This window comes from Paenibacillus campi (assembly GCF_034659835.1).
Taxonomy (GTDB): Bacteria; Bacillota; Bacilli; order Paenibacillales; family Paenibacillaceae; genus Saccharibacillus; species Saccharibacillus campi.
On the sequence record NZ_JAXSQZ010000008.1, the window covers coordinates 33,581 to 52,174 of the forward strand.

General features: G+C 45.8%; 8 protein-coding genes. 6 read left to right on the forward strand and 2 right to left on the reverse strand.

All coding sequences use genetic code 11. The features are described 5' to 3' along the window. Positions 1-95 precede the first annotated feature (95 nt). The 4 genes from U1I11_RS17425 to U1I11_RS17440 all read left to right on the forward strand — a co-directional run bounded on the left by U1I11_RS17425 (position 96) and on the right by U1I11_RS17440 (position 9,383). Positions 96-3,086 (forward strand): DUF2357 domain-containing protein, encoded by a 2,991-nt coding sequence (locus U1I11_RS17425; protein ID WP_322907403.1) that lies wholly within the window; start codon positions 96-98, stop codon positions 3,084-3,086. A gap of 310 nt (positions 3,087-3,396) precedes the next feature. Continuing rightward, complete coding sequence (locus U1I11_RS17430; RefSeq protein ID WP_322907404.1) at positions 3,397-3,786, forward strand: hypothetical protein; 390 nt, start codon at positions 3,397-3,399, stop codon at positions 3,784-3,786. A gap of 886 nt (positions 3,787-4,672) precedes the next feature. Next, positions 4,673-6,784, forward strand: coding sequence for a glycoside hydrolase family 6 protein (locus U1I11_RS17435; RefSeq protein WP_322907535.1), 2,112 nt, complete (start codon positions 4,673-4,675; stop codon positions 6,782-6,784). Positions 6,785-7,829: 1,045 nt separating this feature from the next. Continuing rightward, on the forward strand, positions 7,830-9,383 hold the full coding sequence (locus U1I11_RS17440) for a cellulase family glycosylhydrolase (RefSeq protein WP_322907405.1): 1,554 nt from the start codon (positions 7,830-7,832) through the stop codon (positions 9,381-9,383). A gap of 245 nt (positions 9,384-9,628) precedes the next feature. Here U1I11_RS17440 and U1I11_RS17445 read toward each other — a convergent pair whose 3' ends face one another. Together U1I11_RS17445 and U1I11_RS17450 are read right to left on the reverse strand one after the other, a co-directional pair. Beyond that, positions 9,629-10,813 (reverse strand): hypothetical protein, encoded by a 1,185-nt coding sequence (locus U1I11_RS17445; protein WP_322907406.1) that lies wholly within the window; start codon positions 10,811-10,813, stop codon positions 9,629-9,631. A gap of 288 nt (positions 10,814-11,101) precedes the next feature. Beyond that, positions 11,102-11,887, reverse strand: a complete 786-nt coding sequence (locus U1I11_RS17450; protein WP_322907407.1) for a Cof-type HAD-IIB family hydrolase — start codon at positions 11,885-11,887, stop codon at positions 11,102-11,104. Positions 11,888-12,579: 692 nt separating this feature from the next. Here U1I11_RS17450 and U1I11_RS17455 point away from each other — a divergent pair. Both U1I11_RS17455 and U1I11_RS17460 read left to right on the forward strand, forming a co-directional pair. Beyond that, positions 12,580-16,518, forward strand: a complete 3,939-nt coding sequence (locus U1I11_RS17455; protein WP_322907408.1) for an Ig-like domain-containing protein — start codon at positions 12,580-12,582, stop codon at positions 16,516-16,518. A gap of 318 nt (positions 16,519-16,836) precedes the next feature. After that, entirely contained in the window at positions 16,837-18,591 is a 1,755-nt protein-coding gene (locus tag U1I11_RS17460; RefSeq protein ID WP_322907409.1) for a sensor histidine kinase, read from the forward strand. Positions 18,592-18,594 lie beyond the last annotated feature (3 nt).

The following is an 18,594-nucleotide window of genomic DNA, read 5'->3' on the forward strand; positions in this document are numbered from 1 at the left end:
GTATGGCTCAATACACAGATACTTCTGTTTTATACAAACGAAAACGCGTCTGTCCCATTTATTTGCGCAAATGTGAACAGATTGGAGGTGAGCAGATGAACCCGGAGCAGACGGTGCGTTTATTGCAAATTACGACGAATATTGGTGAAATTTATATCGAAGGCAAGCCGTATCATCCGACGGTTGAAGCGTTGGAGCTGCATCGGCAGCAGGGGGAATGGGTGGAGGCGCATTTAAAATGTGTCTCACTCACACCTGAAGTGACGGTGCAGTCGGTGTGTATCTTTTCGCCGGTGGCGGGTGAGTTGGTGGAATGGGATCGGCAGACGGCTGTGCTGCCGTGCTTTTATGAGCAGCAGACGTATGAGTGGATATATGAACGCCAAGATGATGTGGAGATGCCGATTCGATTTTATCATGTGAATCGGAATTTGCGTGAAGCGGTGACATGGAAAGGGACGCGTATTTTGTCCGGGTTGCTTAATTTCCGTAATGAGGTTGGTTTTAGCGAATTGGAACTTCGTTCGGGTGGGCAGCGGTTGTTGGCGATTGAATTGGAAGTTTTTCCATCCAAGCTAGACTATCGTGAAGATTATGTGCGTTTATTGCGGGAAGTGAACGGGCAAATTTACAATTTGAGCTTTGATTTTTTGAAGCGGACGTATCAATCGGCTGCGTTGCGCGAGACAGAGCAGCAGAGTTTGACGGAATTTTTCTCGATTATTGCGTATTTGTTTGATCATATGGAGCGGGCGATGGAGCGGATTGCAGTGCAGCCGCATCATCGGATGGAGCGGCATACGGAAGTGCGCAAGGCAGGGCAAGCGAGGAGACCAGCGCGGAAAAATAGTCAGTATTTGGCGCAGCATCCGCAATATTTGCAGAAATTGTATCGGGAGCGTGGAGGGAATTGGCAAGCGCATGGGTTACAGCCGAGTGCTCGGTTTGGCAAAAATTTGAGTCGAGGTCATTCGAGTGTTGAATCTAGCCGAGGATCAAATCGAGTTCATCCAAGTGCTGAGTTTGGCAGAGAGTCGAATCAAGGTTATGCAGATGATCGGTCTGGTAGAGAGTTGAATCAAGGGCATGCAAATGATCGGTCTGGCAGAGAGTCGAATCAAGGTTATGCAGATGATCGGTCTGGTAGAGAGTCGAATCAAGGGCATGCAAATGATCGGTCTGGCAGAGAGTCGAATCAAGGTTATGCAGATGATTGGTCTGGTAGAGAGTCGAATCAAGGGCATGCAAATGATCGGTCTGGCAGGGAATCGCATCGAGGTCATACAAATGCTCGGTCTGGCGGGAAGTCGAGTCGCAATCACGCGAATAGGGTTTCTGACCAGCAAGCGCTTGATGCTCGTTCAACACAACGGTTGTCTATATCGCATACGCATTTAGATCATGTTGATGCACACCAACACCGAGACGGACAATTATTTCCACCCGGCACCATCCCCATCGCTGGCGAAACCTACCGCCCAACCCGTCTGCTTGATACGGTCAAACGGCTCTCCTACGATACAGCGGAAAATCGTTTTTTACGTTGGATGTTGGAGCGTATTCTTGTGCGGTTGGAACAGTTGCGGGAGCAGTATGAACAGCTGAGTCGTCCGGCGAATTATCGCAGTCGTAGCTATGATGAGCAGTTTAGTTTGGCGGTGGGGCAGATGATTCGGCGGTTGGAGCGGATGCTGGGGGCGGAATGGTTGCGGGAGCTGACGCCGATGCGCAGTATGAGCATTAGTCTCGTGATGCAGATGGCGCCGGGGTATCGGGAGATGTATCGTTACTATCTTACTTTGCTGAAAGGGTTATCGATTCAGAGCGATGTGCTGCGGCTATCGATGAAGGAAATTTCAGAGCTGTATGAATACTGGTGTTTCCTTAAGTTGAACGAACTGATGGCGCGTAAGTATTCGCTCGTGCGGCAAAATGTAATTCGGCTTAATCATGCGGGTTTATTTGTGACATTGGATCGGGGGCGGCGGTCGCGGATGGAGTATCGTCACCCACGGACAGGTGAAATGTTTGTGCTTTATTATAACAGTGCGCCGGATCGCGGGTCTGCGCCTACACTTGCACAGCGACCGGACAATGTGTTGGCGCTGCGTAAGTTGGATGCAGGGCGAGAGAAAACGTACAATTTTATTTTTGATGCCAAATACCGGTTGCATGTGGCGGAGCAAGGGTCGGCGTATGAGGCGATGTATAAAGCGCCCGGTCCGCAAGAAGACGATATTAATACGATGCATCGCTACCGGGATGCGATGGTGCATCGTGCGGAGCAAGTCGAGGATGGACAGGAGCGTTACGAGCGTACGATGTATGGAGCGTATGTGTTGTTTCCGTATGGGGATGAGGAGCGGTATCGGCAGCATCATTTTTACCAAAGTATTCGGCGGATTAATGTCGGTGCATTGCCGTTTTTGCCCCATGCGACTGCACTGGTGGAGGAGTTTCTAGATGAATTGATCGCAGATAGCCCGGAAAAGGCGTATCAACGTGCAACAGTGCCGCAGCGTACGGCGGAATATTATGCCGATCAGTTGCAGCAGCGTAATATGTTGATCGGGTCGGTGCGTGGAGCAGAGCAGGTGGAGTTGGCGCTTACGCATCATTTTTATCATATGCCGCTGCGTAATTTAAACGATGTGCAAGTGGTAACCCAGCTTGAGTATGTGGCGATGTACCAGTCGAAAAAGCGTTTTGGTACAGAGCAAGCAGGTATACGATATTATGGGCGTATTACCGGCTGGCAAATTATGCGGCGCGGCGATATTAGCGAGCTAAAGCCGGATGAACGGCGGCAGGAGCAGTTGTATGTAAAACTGAGTGTGGAGCAATGGCACGAACGTACACCAGCAATTATGCCAGGTGGGCAAGGTATCTATACATTGCTAATTACGAGCAAATATATATTTGACCGTGCCGATGAACTTGCCGAGCTGCGATTGGAGACGGAGCAGCAGTTGGAGCAATGGCGAGAGAAACGCCGTAAGGGACGTGTGAAAGTAACGCTTGATCAACATTATGTTGATTTGGCGGAACAGGTGCTGGACATTACGGTGGAGCCGGAACGAGAATAGTTGGTATGAAGTATGAAGTATGAAGTATGAAGTATGAAGTATGAAGTATGAAGTATGAAGTATGAAGTATGAAGTATGAAGTATGAAGTATGAAGTATGAAGTATATGGGATTATAAATGAACTCGGGTAGCGTCTAGACTCTACTTTTATGGATAAGAACAAATGACGCATATGGCTGCATAGTTGCGTCTAAATATTGAACATCCCTTATAATCAACATCATTCCCTTCGATATCGTGTAACCGATACGCGTTGATAGCGTAATAGTGGTAACTGACGATAAACGCCGATGGGCGGTGGAGGGATAGGATGAAATATTTTATCGGTAAAGGGCGTTTAATGCGTTGGATTGAAGTGTTGGTCGTCTGGATCGTATTAGGACGGATTTTTGGTATGATGTCGCATATGGCATGGTTTGGCGTTGCATTAATGGTACAGTTGCTATGTTACCAATTGTATGAGCGGCAAAAGGAAGTAGAACCGGACGCGATCAAAAAGCGGTTTACCTTTGCCGCAGCGATCGGAGCGGTCGCGCTTGGCGCTATAGTGAATGCATTTTGGGCGGAATATGATGCGTGGTGGTTTAAGCTGTTTATGGTATTATTTTGGGGATTTTGCTTTTATGGTGCGGTTCGGATATATAGAGAGACAGGGAAAAGGCAGGCGGCGATCGGTGTGTCGACCAAAAGTTCGTTATAAGGCAATGGGCATGAAGTAGGTGTGGCGGCACAATCGTCTCGTTTGCACAATTACAATATGATATCCAACATGTACGCCTACGTTGTCGCTTGTTCGATTAAGATTGCGATTTGGCATGGCTTAAAGATTGGCAGTGTATAGTCGGCAGTAGGGATATGCTCCTGTTAGTTCGCAGTTCGTTTAGATAGGCTGAGACGGTGTATAGTGCCAACGGACACCGCCTTTCATATGCATATACTAAATAATGCGGTATGAAAATAGTTAACTCGATTTTGATTATATAGTAAAATATGGAATATGTAATCGTTATTGTTATGTTTTATAACCGAATTGTTATATTCGCTAGATGAGCTTCAACTTGCTAAAGTAGTGAAATGAGGAAGAAACATACTGCTAATCTGGATGTGTGCCCATCATTCATTTGCGACAATTGCGCTCTCGTTATGTGCATTTGCTAATTTGCACAAAATAAACATAAACCAAACAAGCAGAACTTAAATCAGACCAAAAGGAAACTTTTGGTCTTTTTGCATGTCCGAGCGTGTTTGTTTATGAATCGTTTGTTGGCAAATGAATTACACGAGCCAGTCGATTAGCCGGAAATTAAAATATATATAGAAAAATTTTCCATATAACAAAAATGTCTATTTTAAACGACAGAAATTAAAAATGGAAATTAAAATCCATATTTTGAAATATACACCTAAATATTGCTTTCGTATAATCGATGGTATAAGGAGGTGATTCAGAAGGGGAATCAGTAAGCTGTCAGACGAATCGAAAACGCTTACTTGAAGCGAACGGCTTACTTTAACAAAATTAAAACGAAAGAAAGGTGAATGGATTGAAGTCGAACAAAGGATTTTGGCAAGGATTTAAGTATACGATGGCTGTATCGTTATTGGCTGGAAGTTTGCTGCCTGCTATGACTGCTGCACCGGTTTATGCGGAATCGCATGTGGACAATCCGTTTGTCGGCGCTACTGCATATATTAATCCGGATTATGCCAAAGAAGTCGATGGCTCGATTGCCAAAGTGACAAATGCAACGCTCAAGGCGAAAATGGCAACCGTCAAATCCTATCCAACTGCCGTCTGGCTCGATCGGATCGATGCGCTCGCTGGCGGTACAGCTAATGCGGGACGACTGAGTTTGGAGCAGCATTTGGATACAGCATTGGCACAAAAGAAAGGCAATACGCCGATTACCGCCATGTTCGTCATTTATGATCTGCCTGGACGTGATTGTCATGCACTTGCATCTAACGGTGAATTGCCGTTGACGCAGGCGGCATTGCAGCGTTACAAAACCGAATATATCGATGCGATTGCAGCGGTATTTGCTAATCCGAAATATAAAGACATCCGTATCGTCAACGTAATCGAGCCGGACAGTTTGCCTAACCTGGTGACCAACTTGAACGATGCACGCTGTGCGGCAGCTAATTCGAGCGGCATCTATGTGTCTGGTATCCAATATGCGCTGGACAAGCTGCATGCTATTCCTAACACATACAACTATCTGGACATCGGTCACTCGGGCTGGATGGGCTGGGATAACAACCGTACCGCTGCGGTTAGCCTGTACAAAACAGTCGTTGGTGGCACTACCGCCGGTCTGGCAAGTGTGGACGGTTTTGTGACCAATACCGCCAATACGACACCGCTCAATGAGCCGAATTTGCCGAACCCGGATTTAAATGTCGGCGGACAGCCGATCAAGTCGGCAAAATATTACGAATGGAATCCGTATTTTGATGAAGCGGATTTTACGAGCGTGCTCTATTCCGACTTTGTGAATGCAGGCTTCCCAAGCAGTATCGGTATGCTGATCGATACGGGGCGTAATGGCTGGGGCGGACCGGATCGCCCGACGATGGCTGCAGGTAGTGATATCAATTCATACGTAAATTCGGGACGTGTAGATCGTCGTTCTCACCGTGGGAACTGGTGTAATGTGAGCGGTGCCGGTATCGGTACACCGCCAACCGCTGCGCCAGCCGCTCATCTGGACGCTTATGTATGGGTAAAACCTCCAGGTGAATCCGATGGTTCCAGCTCGCTAATCCCGAACAATGAAGGCAAAGGTTTTGACCGGATGTGTGATCCGACGTATACGACACCGGATGGCGTACTGACAGGCGCGTTGCCGAATGCGCCCATCTCTGGTGCATGGTTCCATGATCAATTCGTAATGCTCGTTAACAACTCATTCCCTGTGCTGACAACAAGCGGTACAACGACTCCGGAAACACCGCCGACCACTTCCGTTCCAAGTAAGCCAACAGATGTGCAAGCAACGGCTAGTGATGCACAGGTGAAATTGAACTGGACGGCTGTGACGGGTGCGACCAGTTATACGGTTAAGCGTGCTACAGATGCGAACGGTTCGTTTACAACGATCGGTAGCAATGTGACGACAACGCTGTATACGGATAACAATGTCGTCAATGGTACGACCTATTATTACAAAGTGAGTGCAACGAATGCTACCGGCAACAGCGGTGATTCCGCTGCCGTGAGCGCAAAGCCGACAGCGGTTGAGCTGCCGCCGCCAACGCCAACGACATCTGATCTGGTCGTACAGTATCGTGCTGCGGATATCAATGCTACTGATGCACAGATCAAGCCTTATTTTAACATTAAAAATAACGGTACAGCAGCGGTCGATTTGAGTAAGCTGAAGCTGCGCTATTATTTTAGCGTGGAAGGTGGACAGGCGATGAGTTCGTGGATCGATTGGGCACAGATCGGTCAAGATAACATTACCCGTACATTTGGCAATGGCTATGTAGAGCTTGGCTTTACAGCTTCTGCCGGAACACTTCAACCGGGTGCGAGCACCGGAGAAATTCAGCTGCGGATGGCAAAATCGGACTGGTCTCCATTGGATGAAAGCAATGACTATTCATTCGATCCGACCAAAACAACGTATGCAGACTGGAATAAAGTAACACTGTATCAGGATGGCAATCTGGTATGGGGGATTGCGCCGTAAGTTGCAATTGGTACTATATAGTAGTTGGTAAAATACAGGAGTTGATGGCAAAATAATTTAGGTACAGGTACAGGTACAGGTACAGGTACAGGTACAGGTACAGGTACAGGTACAGGTACAGGTACAGGTACAGGTACAGGTACAGGTACAGGTACAGGTACAGGTACAGGTACAGTAGCTAGATGGTGTGGGCTTTAAGTCGGCTGGGCATCATTAGCTACGAGTATGGTTGATATTGTGTTGTAATCGATGAATCGGGTCTTCCTTGGATTAATGTGCCAAAGGGAGACTCGGTTTGTTGGCGAAATAGGCAATTTCGTAAACAGCAGTTAGGTGAGGGATCGCGATGATCGTATCGCCATAGGACATATTAGTATGCATGATGATTTGCCAAGTTGCGAGCTAATTGCCAATGTACCGGAAAGCGAGCGATCATGATGCGGCAAAACAATATCTTTTTCCATATAAACTTGCAGGCTCTTTGTTCACCTGTTTATCGTAGCGCAGAAGCTTAGCAACCTAAATATGTGCTTACTAACTACGGGCAGTACGCCTCGGTTCAGCGGATCAACTATGCTATGATAGGGTGAATAATGCATGATCCAGACGGGGCGATGACGTTAAGGCGGAAGCCTGTTCAGCGACCGGATGTTGATCGCAAAGGAGCTTTTCGAGGATGGGAATTGTCTATTCAGTGCTGCAAGGATTAGGAATGATTTTCCTAGTGCTCGCTATATTTGTTACAGTGAGTCTTGTTCATTTATGGAAACGCAACAACCGCAGATAAGTAGCTGTATCGTCTGCGGTTGTTTGCAGTCTATGTTGAGAAGTTAACAAGTTTGGGATGATTATATTTATTTTATTACAAAAGTGTATTATTTTGGTTATAATATAGATGTATAGTCAATGCTTCGCCAAACAATGGATAGGGATATGAATAATATGCAATTATTTTGGTAACAGAATAATGTTCGATCATCATTTGCAATTCGCAAGCAACAATTCACAAGCACCAAGCCATTCAAGCTGAAAAGGAGTGTTCAGGATGTGGATCAAACAATGGAAAAGGTGGACTGCCGGTGCGTCGGCAACCGTGCTAGCATTATCGCTAGGCATGTCGGCAATGCCTGCACCGGCAGCGGCGGCAACGACACCGGTCGCAGCGCATGGACAATTGTCGGTCGCTAACGGTAAGTTAGTTGATGCGAATGGCAAACCGGTGCAGTTGCGCGGGATTAGCTCGCACGGTGTGCAGTGGTACGGCAATTATGTGAACCGGGATACGATGAAATGGTTGCGTGATGACTGGGGCATCTCTGTATTCCGGGTTGCGCTGTACACTGCTGAAAACGGATACATTTCGAATCCATCGTTAGCAAACAAAGTTAAAGAAGCGGTCGCAGCCGCTAAAGAGCTGGGCGTCTATATTATTATCGACTGGCATATTTTGTACGACAATGATCCAAATACGTATAAAGCACAGGCGAAAAGCTTTTTTAGCGAAATGGCGGGGCTGTATGGCAATCTGCCGAATGTGATCTATGAAATTGCTAATGAGCCGAATGGTAATGTGACATGGAATGGACAAATTCGTCCGTATGCGCTTGAAGTGACGCAAACGATCCGCGCCAAAGACCCGGACAACCCGATCATTGTCGGCACGGGCACATGGAGTCAAGATGTTCAGGATGCGGCGGACAATCAGCTACCGGATAAAAATACGCTGTATGCGCTGCATTTCTATGCTGGTACACATGGTCAATATTTGCGCGATCGGCTTGATTATGCGCTCGGGAAAAAAGCGGCTATTTTTGTTACAGAATGGGGCACTAGCGATGCTTCCGGTAATGGTGGGCCCTATTTGTCCGAATCCAAAACATGGCTTGATTTCCTAAATAGCCGTGGTGTTAGCTGGGTAAACTGGTCGCTGTCGGATAAAACGGAATCGTCGGCAGCATTGCTGCCAGGCGCAAGCTCAACCGGCGGTTGGAGCGCCAACAATTTGTCTGCTTCCGGCAAATTTGTGCGTGAACAGACTCGTGCCGGCAGCACAAATTTGGACTCCGGCACAACGCCAGACTCAGGCAATGGCGGTACGACTCCTGATCCGGGCACAGGCGGTACGACACCATCTACGCCAACAACCGGATCGCTCGTACTGCAATATCGCAGCGCAGACAATAATGCTGCCGACAATGCGATCCGTCCTATTTTTAATATTAAAAACAATGGCAGTACAGCGGTCAAATTAAGCGATCTGAAGGTGCGTTATTATTTTAACAATGACGGCAAAGCTGGCGATCAGACGTTTATCGATTGGGCGAATGTGGGCGGAACGAATGTGACGACGGCATCTGCGGCTGTAAATGGCAGCAATGCAGCGGCAAATCGCTACGTGGAATTTTCATTTGGCGATGCTGCTGGTTATATTCCGGCTGGCGGTCAGAGCGGTGAAGTGCATGCCCGAATTCATGCGACAGACTGGAGCAATTGGGATGAAAATAATGATTATTCGTATGGTGGCACTTCATTGACGGATTGGAGCAAAATGACGGTGTATGAGCAAGGCAAACTTGCCTGGGGAGTGGAGCCGAAGTAAGGAGTTGTAGACAAGGTATAAGGGATGGATAAATAAAGCACATGGAAACAAACGTACAAGCGGAACAGCAAAAGTAAACGTGAGACAACAGGAGTCAAAAGTACAGCAACAAGCACAACGCCAAAAGACATATACCTTTATACCGGTATATGTCTTTTTCGTATACTCACGCTGACTGCAAACGCAGGCACTTCTTTACTTATTGCCGCCTTGCTCGCTCTTGCTTCTATGACAACGAGGCATCACTAAAAACTTTGTGCCGAACTAAGCTTGCCGTTCCAAAAATACAAATAGTTATGCGCATAAATCCACTGCTCATATGTCAGGTTTGCCGATTGATACGTATTGTAATCAGACGGTACACCCCATGATAAAATAACCTGTTCGTGCGTCATGCCTACAAATACTTCATTTGCGGTAATCGCATCCCATACTTTATTGCTCCATTTGTATACAGAACGTGGATTGGTCGTAAACAGGCGCTCGTTAAGCATATCGACGACTTCATAATGCGGTTCCAGTTCGAACGCATACAGATTGCCGTTCGTTTTGCGTACGATCGCGCGGATCGTATTGTCATCTTCAATTTTAAAGCCGACAAAGACGAGCTTGTCCAGATGGTTGATCTTCTCGACTTGAATAGTGCGATTATCGTACCAAACCGTTTTGCCACGTAGTCGATCTTGAAACTGACTTAAAGCGGAGGCTAACACAAACTCAAATGCAGCATAGTTGCTGTTCAGATGAATTTCCTGCGCACCGGAATTGCGGGCGGTTACATAATAGATCGTACTGTCCGGATCGTAAGTTACATCGGTCACCCAATAAGAGCCGGATTCGTGAAATGGATATATTTTTTGTCCGATCAGTGTGCCTGCGCCAGCTGGAAGCTGACTAATATTGTCCAAAATTTTGGCGGAAGCGGCTTTGCCTTTGTCTGTCGTCCAGACGAACAGTGTTGACGCGCTGGCAGCGTATCTTCCGTCCAATTCGCTAATGGCGAGCAATGTTTTGTATTTGACATACGTAGTGCCAGCATATACAAATGAGTTCGTACTGTTGACGGTGGCATGGCTGCGGCTGCCGGTTAGACGGAGCGGGCTGCCATAATTGACGGTGATACCTGGAATGCGATCCAATTGTTTGACCGGAATATACAATGTATCGCCGTTCAGCAATTGGGCAAGTTGTGGCATAATTTGCAATTCGCCATTTACGTAAAGAGACACAGCAGTGTATGTATTGCTTTTGGCATCCGCATTGGCGGATGGGATGAAGCTGGCGTATGCGGTACAGAGCAGCAACATAACACCAACTATAGCTAACAACCGGGTAAAGCTTGCACAGCTAACCAAACGAAGTCGTTTGGTACTAGGATAAGTTGGTAGTGCTCCGTGTTGGTCATCGTGGATGTGTGGATGTGTCGACATGAAATGTTCCCCTTTTGTGTAGTGTGTCTTGTGATGATGGCAGAGCACCTATTTGTATTTATTGTATCTGCCTCTATTCGTCATATCGGAAAAAGTAGCCTGTTTATAAAGAGATTCAGATAAACAGCGCAGTCATCTTTTATTCAAAGGTAAGCTGGTTACATAGTTGCAAACGATCCCCACATCAAACAGGACAGCGATCGCTCACTAACTCGATCGCTGCCCTGTTTGATTAGTAGCCCGTCTGTTTATTGATCGTCCATCTTCGTTCTGTCCGCGCTGATCGATTTAGTCGAGCAACCCCACCATCTGCAAGCCGTACAAAATGCCGTCCTCGTTCACCGGCTTGGTCACATAACGCGCTACCGCTTTCGCTTCTGGCTCGGCATTGCCCATCGCTACACTATGATGAATCTGTTTTAACATCTCTACATCGTTCAGCCCGTCACCAAAAGCATACTGGCGTTCCGGTGCAAAACCGAGCTTTGCGGTAATTTTGGCGATGCCATGCGCTTTAGAACCGCCGGCAGGCAGTACATCGACCGACATCGGATGCCAGCGGATAAAATCGAAATCTTTAAATTCCGCTGCATAGCGCTGTTCGGCACCTTCCAGACAAAACAGCAAACATTGGTACATCTCACGCTGCTCATAATAAGCAGGATCATAAGTCGGGAATTTGTCCACCTGTAATGTGCTAATGCTCGTCGTAATGTATTCATGTTCTTCCGGTACATTAGCACGCATATCGTCGGCATCCATGTACACGATCGGATTGTCGTTCTCGATCGCTTTCTCGGTTAGTGGGATCAACGCATCGGCATGGAGCGGATTGCGGTAGATGACCTCACCGCGCAGTACGACGTATTGCCCGTTATAGCTCACATACGTATCGATATCGAGTTCCTTCCGAATGTGGTCAAACATAAACGGAGCGCGTCCAGTAGCGATCGCTACCTCATGACCTTGCGCACGCAAATCAGCAAGTGCCTGCTTCGTGGAAGCGGGGATTTGTTTGTTAAAATCCAGCAATGTGCCATCAATATCGAAAAAGATAATACTCTGTTCAGACATAAGCAGCTCCTATCGTTGTCTCTGTATTTGGCATACCTATTATGCGGATATGATCCGCAACCTTCTCCAGTATACCAATTCAACAGGGAGGTGTCCCGTAACCGATCGCATTTGTGATCGGTAAGCATTCATTTAAGCAACTATGTGTAACAATCGTTTTGCCATACACCATTTTAACTTTTAACGACCAGATCGAAACGTCCTGCCTCGATTAGAATTTCTTAAATGAGCTGAAATTCCCTGCTAATATGAAACGAAGGGTTCTTATTTAATAATTTATGAAAAATAAGATTTTTATTGCAAATATATCCAGAAAATGGTTCATTCTACCCAAAAATATATGAATTTTAAATGGAAATATTAAATAAGTACATAAATCTTAGAAATTCAAAGTTATAAAAACGCTTACACAAGTCTAAGATAAACATGAAATCATCCAATGTTGCTTTTGGAAATTGAGTATCCTGTCTAATGATCTATGCTTAAAGTCATGCTTTACACCGACATTCGGATGATCTGTTGATAGGAGTCAACGAGGAGGTGGAATTAGCAAGAAGCAACTCAACTGGATGACGATGGTAAAGAGATATGCTTGAATTTATGTCTTGAACGAATGTAATGATGCTCAGCTGTATTCGAAGTTGTGGAAACGATAACGAAGCAAGTAAATCATTATGATCGGAGGAGTTATTTTGAGAAGGCTTACATTTAGATCATCGCTGTCCATTATGGTGATCATGACATTGCTCGTGGCGATGTTGCCGGTACAGTCTGTATTTGCGGCTGCAACGAGAACACCGCAGCCACCATCTGATGCGACATCGAGTGCCGTATCGGTTGAAGGTGAAAGCGGAACATATGCCAACGGTGCGCGTACCGCTGATGATCATGCTTATTCAGGTACAGGGTTTGCGGTATTGGATGGTGGAAGTGCCGACGCTAAAGTTACCTATAATGTATCGGTAAATGATGCAGGCACGTATGATTTTGCATTTAATTATATTGCAGGCGCAGTTAATGGTTGGAATAACGATCGTTCTATCAATCTGTATGTGAACGGGCAAAAAGTGAAAACATTGACATTCCCAGGCACTAGCTCATGGGATGACTGGCAGTATTTCAAAACATCCGTTCAATTTGCAGCAGGCGACAATACGATCGCTCTGGAGACGAATGGTACGAAAAACGGAATTTGCATCGACTATTTATACTACTGGTTCAGCCAAAATCAAGCTGCTGTACAGTCGATTCAATTCCAGCCGGATCAAGTGAGTGTGGAGGCAGGTAGTACAGCGCCAACTACCGTTATCGCTAAATATGATAACGATGGCACTGGTAAACTGGACAAAGGTGTAACGTATGCTTCCAAAGATGACACTATTGCCAGCATCGATTCACAAGGTGTTGTTACAGGCGTTAAAGGAGGTACAACCGTAGTGTCGGCTACATACGGTTCGTATCAGGCAAGTGCAACAGTTGATGTTACAGACTCCAACACTGTACCTTCTAATGCGACTGTTTATCAAGCTGAAGATGCAAGCTTGTCCGGTGGGGCAAATGTAGCGACAAATCATACCGGTTATACAGGAACCGGATTCGTTGCCGGTTATGATGGTAGCAGTACCGCCAAAACGACATTTACGGTTAATGTTAAAAACGGCGGCAACTACCAAATCGCACTGCGTTATTCAGCCGGTGAAGTGAGCGGCTGGCCAACCGATCGTACGGTAGGTCTAATCGTGAATGACGGCAATACTACTAATGTTACGCTGAAAAGCACAGGCACATGGGAGGATTGGGCAGACAGCATTCAAACGGTTAGTCTGAAACCAGGCTCCAATACGATTGCATTCACGGCATTAACGAGCAACGATAATTCCGATGTGATCAATCTGGACAAACTGGCATTGTGGACGAATATTGACAATCCAACTGTGTACAATATCCGCTTTGGTGAACAAAACTATACGGTTAACGACAATGGTAATGTAGTGCAAACGAAATTGTATGATGTGAAAACGGATGAGAAATTGTATCCATCCGAAACGAAAGTAACGTACAGTTCGTCCGACACATCGATCGCTACTGTAGATGATGCCGGTAAAGTCACCGGCGTAAAAGCGGGCAAAGTGACGATTACCGCGAAAAGCGACGATTATTCCGCCACCACAACGGTACAAGTGCTCGAAACGCCAACCGTAACCGTCGATTTCTCCAAACCGACAACAAAGGTTGACCCGAGTATGTTTGGTTATATTTTGACACCGAACTATGATGTTCCTAACAGCCGTATGACATTGCTTGGACCGATCATTAACCGTGAAACGATTCCGGTGCAAAACTTCCAAGCAGTAGGCGATGGCAGCATGGATCAATACAAAAACGAATCGAGCGTCTTACCAAGAGCGCTGGAAGCGTATAAACGCGCCAAAGATAACGGTTTGAAATGGTATATGCTGCTCGGTATGCACCCATCTTGGACAGTGCCGAACAATAACCCGTGGGGCGGTGCACCGACAAATTTACCAGAGTTCAAACAGTACATCAAAGACGTACTGCAATATTTCCGCGATAACGGTGCAACACCTGATTTTGCCGATTTGACAAATGAAAGTTGGACAGGTAACCAGGCAACTTATGAAGCGGTTTGGCAAGCGGTACGGGAAGTATATCCTGAATTTGTACCCGCTGTTGGTCCTGGTGCAATCGGCATTAATGGTGCTCCTGATCTGTACATTCCATTTGCTAGCCAACACAACTTAACTGTCGAAGGCCCATCATGGCATGAATTTTGGACAGACAATACGTATGCACCATTAAGCCAGCAACAAAGCTGGGTCAATCAAGTGTCCGGCTATCAGCAAGACTATCCACAAGCGAACGGCAAATATATTATTTGGGAAGAAAATAATGCCGGTTCTACCAATCCAACCGATTGGACACGCAGCATGGCAAACGTCATCCGTGTCGGCATTACCCAAAATATTAAAGGCTGCTTGCAAAACTACAACTGGAACGGCATGAGCGATCTGCTCAAAATTAACAAAAAAGCGCAAAACTCCGCGCAAAGAACGAGCATGTGGTGGGTATATTACATGTTCTCGCAAATGTCGGGCAACTATGTGAACGTATCGACCAATATGGGCGAAGATTTCACAGCGACAGCAAGTACAGACGCGAACGAATCAAAAATTATTATTGCCAAAAACAATGCAGACGGCCCAATCTACCTGAATTTGCAAAATCAACCGTATAGCGGTCAAGACATCAAAGTCGATTTTTACAAAATTACGAATACTGAAAACAATGGACTTCAGTACCAATTCAGCACGACACCGGCGTCGACTAGCAATCTGAAACTGGAAATTCCAAATGCGACGGCAAATGACACATGGTTTGCAATCGTGAAAAAAGTATCCACGGATACGCCAAGCTTTTTGCATCAAATGACACCAGACGATGGCGAAGTAGCAGCAAGCACGCTTACATTTACATGGTCACCGTCACAAGGTGCTACAAGCTACACTGTCATCGTATCAGCGAACAAAGATTTGTCGAATCCAGTTATCGATGAAGCTGGAATTACCGATACAAAATATACCGTTGCGAGCGCACTGAATGATGGTGCAACATACTACTGGACGGTCAAAGCGGTAAATGCTAACGGCTCTACAGCAGCAAGTCACAATGCTGTATATCAATTTATCGTTGGCAATCCGAATGTACCGGGACAATTCGGTCCATACTTGCCATCGATCAATGCGCAAAATGTACCGACACAGCCGGAATTTGACTGGTCGCCAGCGTACAATGCTACATCGTACCGTTTGGTCGTATCCAAAAACAAAGACCTGAGCAATCCGGTACTGAACGTATCCGGCATTACGAACATCCGTGATACCGCACAGTTCGGACCAAATTCGCAAGCGTACTATCAACCGACAACTGCACTGGACAATGATACACCGTATTATTGGAAAGTGTTCGCTGTTAATGATAGTGGCGAAAGACCGATGAACGGGCCGCTGAATTATTTTACAACCAAAATTCCAGGTGACGCTCCAGCACAATTTAACTTGATTGGCCCAACAACAGGCTCATTGGATGTGTCCACTCGCGCTGTACTGGATTGGCAGACATCCAAAAATGCGTTCTTCTACAAACTGGAAGTGTCCCCGAATGCGGATATGTCTGATCCAGTTATCGTTAGAGATCGGATGATTTACACCAAATATACGGTCGAACCGAATTTGCTGAAATCCGGTACAACGTATTATTGGAGAGTGACCGCGTACAGTAAAGATTTGAGCAAATCACAAGCTGCCGGAAATGGGATTCATCTGTTCACAACTGAAGCTGTGCCAAGCTCACCGCTGCTGTATGCTGAATATGCGACAGGCAACAATGTGACATTGTGGTTTGACGAGTCTAACGGTGCGACATCGTACAAAATTAAATACGGTACACAACCTGGAAAGTTAGATCAAACGATTACCGGTGTAACTTCCAGCCCGTATGAAATTAAAAACTTGCCGAATGGCACGTACTATTTCAGCGTTGTCGCGACGAATGATTTTGGCGATAGCTCGATTTGGAATGAACGCAGTGTAACGGTGGGCGGACGATCATAAGCGCGTTTGTTATGTAGGCTATGCGATTTGCTAAAGCGATATCGTAACATGTGAATACTACGGTTTGAACAAGCTATATGCATCGCTTTAGCCGTAGTCTAGTGTAATTGAGAGCAAACGGCAGTACTTGGTAAACGTGATTTGAAAATAGCCAATCATGACGGCAACGCTTGACGTAACAGGGTGTTCCGAAGCGCGTAGCATACGCGACATTCGGAACACCCTGTTTGTATGATGTTTGTATGATGATAGTAGTCAAATAAACGATTCTCTCCTATGATGTAATAAAATCATGTCGGTGAGGAAAGGGGCACAACTATGAAACGGTTATTTAAACACCGACCCGGTTTTCGCAAAAAGCTGATTATCGCTTTTATTTATGTAAGTCTGCTCCCGGTGCTCATCGTACAAGCATTATCGTATTATTTCTCGTCCCAAGTGATGGAGACGAAGATCAATCATGTCGTGCAAAACAGCTTGATCCAAACGTCCAAAGGCTTGGACATTACGCTTGATTCCTACGAGGATATTTTGTTTCAAATCTTTTCCAGTGACCAAGTTGTGCAATTGGTACGTAACATTAATGCAGGCGTGAATGTGGAGCTAAACAAAAACCGTTTGATGAATGTATTGTCCGGCTATTCTTATGCCAAACAAGGCATTCGTAGTGTCAGTATTTTTACTAAAAGCGGTGTGCTTGTATGTTATGATCTGCAAACCGGTTCTCCTTACCAAAACCTGTGGTCAGGTGCAGGCAATATTTTGAAGTTGCCGATTTACGAACAAATTATGCAGCAAAAAAAAATCGTAACGATCACTTTGCCACAGTTGATGGATACGATCAATAGTAATGAGCACTATATGTTTCATATTGGACGCAAACTTAACGATTTCCAATTAAATGAAGATGGAATTGGCGCGGTGATCATTACATTGTATGAGTCGGTATTGTCCGAAGCGATTAATTCAACTGCCGGCACGACAGCGAACAACCAGCTTCATAGTGTAAACTATTTAGTTGATAAGCAAAACCAGATCGTTTCGGCACCGGATGAACAATTAATCGGCAAGCCGATCGCTACGATTATGAACAATGACACCATCAGCAATACGTATACCGACCCGAATACCGACTTTAGCATTACAAACATAACGATGAAACAAGACCTGTTCCGTGAACTGTATACGATGCAGCGTATTAGTCTTACGATTACATTGTTGGCGATTGCGCTCTCGATTATATTGATTATTTATTTTTCAGGCAATTTAACCAAATCGGTGCAAACTATTTTGCGGGCGATGAAAATGGCGCAGACCGGTACGTTAACCGTTCAAATTACCGAAGACTCCAAAGATGAAATGGCACTGATTGCAGCTGGTTTTAACCGGATGATGAATCAGATCAATGAGCTTGTTTCGGAAGTGAAAATGTCAGAATATAAGAAAAAAGAATCGGAAATTCGTGCATTGGAAGCACAAATCAACCCTCATTTTTTGTATAATACACTCGATTCGATCAATTGGCTGGCGATTGAAAAGGATGAACATGAAATTAGTGAAATGCTACAAGGTTTGGCACAGATTTTGCGTTATAGCATTAAAGACAGTAATAAAATGGTGACATTGGAACAGGAACTGAACTGGACTGAGCAGTATGTGTTTTTGCAGCAGCATCGGTTTTGCTCCTCGTTTACGTTTGAGCTAGATATTGAGCCGGATGTGTTGCAAATGCCGATTTACAAATTGTTGCTGCAACCGTTTATTGAAAACGCGATCATTCATGGATTTGCTGGCATATCGAGTGGCGGGGTATTGCGGCTAAGCGCGCGCAGCGATAGCGCAAACATAGTATGTATCGTAATTCGAGATAACGGCTGCGGCATGGAGCCGGAAGTGCTGCACAATATTTTGCAAGGTAAGCCTGTTCATGCTGTACCGTCGCAACGATCAGGGATGGGCGTTCGCAATGCGCTGGATCGTATTGGCATGTATTATGGAGAACGAGCGAGATATGAGTTAATCAGTACTGTTAACGAAGGAACGGAAGTCCGTTTGTGGCTGCCTTGTACGTAGCGT

What these genes read in the sequence shown, in the direction of transcription:
- U1I11_RS17425 (WP_322907403.1), top strand. Translation starts at nt 96, where the DNA reads ATGAACCCGGAGCAGACGGTGCGTTTATTGCAAATTACGACGAATATT.
- U1I11_RS17430 (WP_322907404.1), top strand. Translation starts at nt 3,397, where the DNA reads ATGAAATATTTTATCGGTAAAGGGCGTTTAATGCGTTGGATTGAAGTG.
- U1I11_RS17435 (WP_322907535.1), top strand. Translation starts at nt 4,673, where the DNA reads ATGGCTGTATCGTTATTGGCTGGAAGTTTGCTGCCTGCTATGACTGCT.
- U1I11_RS17440 (WP_322907405.1), top strand. Translation starts at nt 7,830, where the DNA reads ATGTGGATCAAACAATGGAAAAGGTGGACTGCCGGTGCGTCGGCAACC.
- U1I11_RS17445 (WP_322907406.1), bottom strand. Translation starts at nt 10,813, where the DNA reads ATGTCGACACATCCACACATCCACGATGACCAACACGGAGCACTACCA.
- U1I11_RS17450 (WP_322907407.1), bottom strand. Translation starts at nt 11,887, where the DNA reads ATGTCTGAACAGAGTATTATCTTTTTCGATATTGATGGCACATTGCTG.
- U1I11_RS17460 (WP_322907409.1), top strand. Translation starts at nt 16,837, where the DNA reads ATGAAACGGTTATTTAAACACCGACCCGGTTTTCGCAAAAAGCTGATT.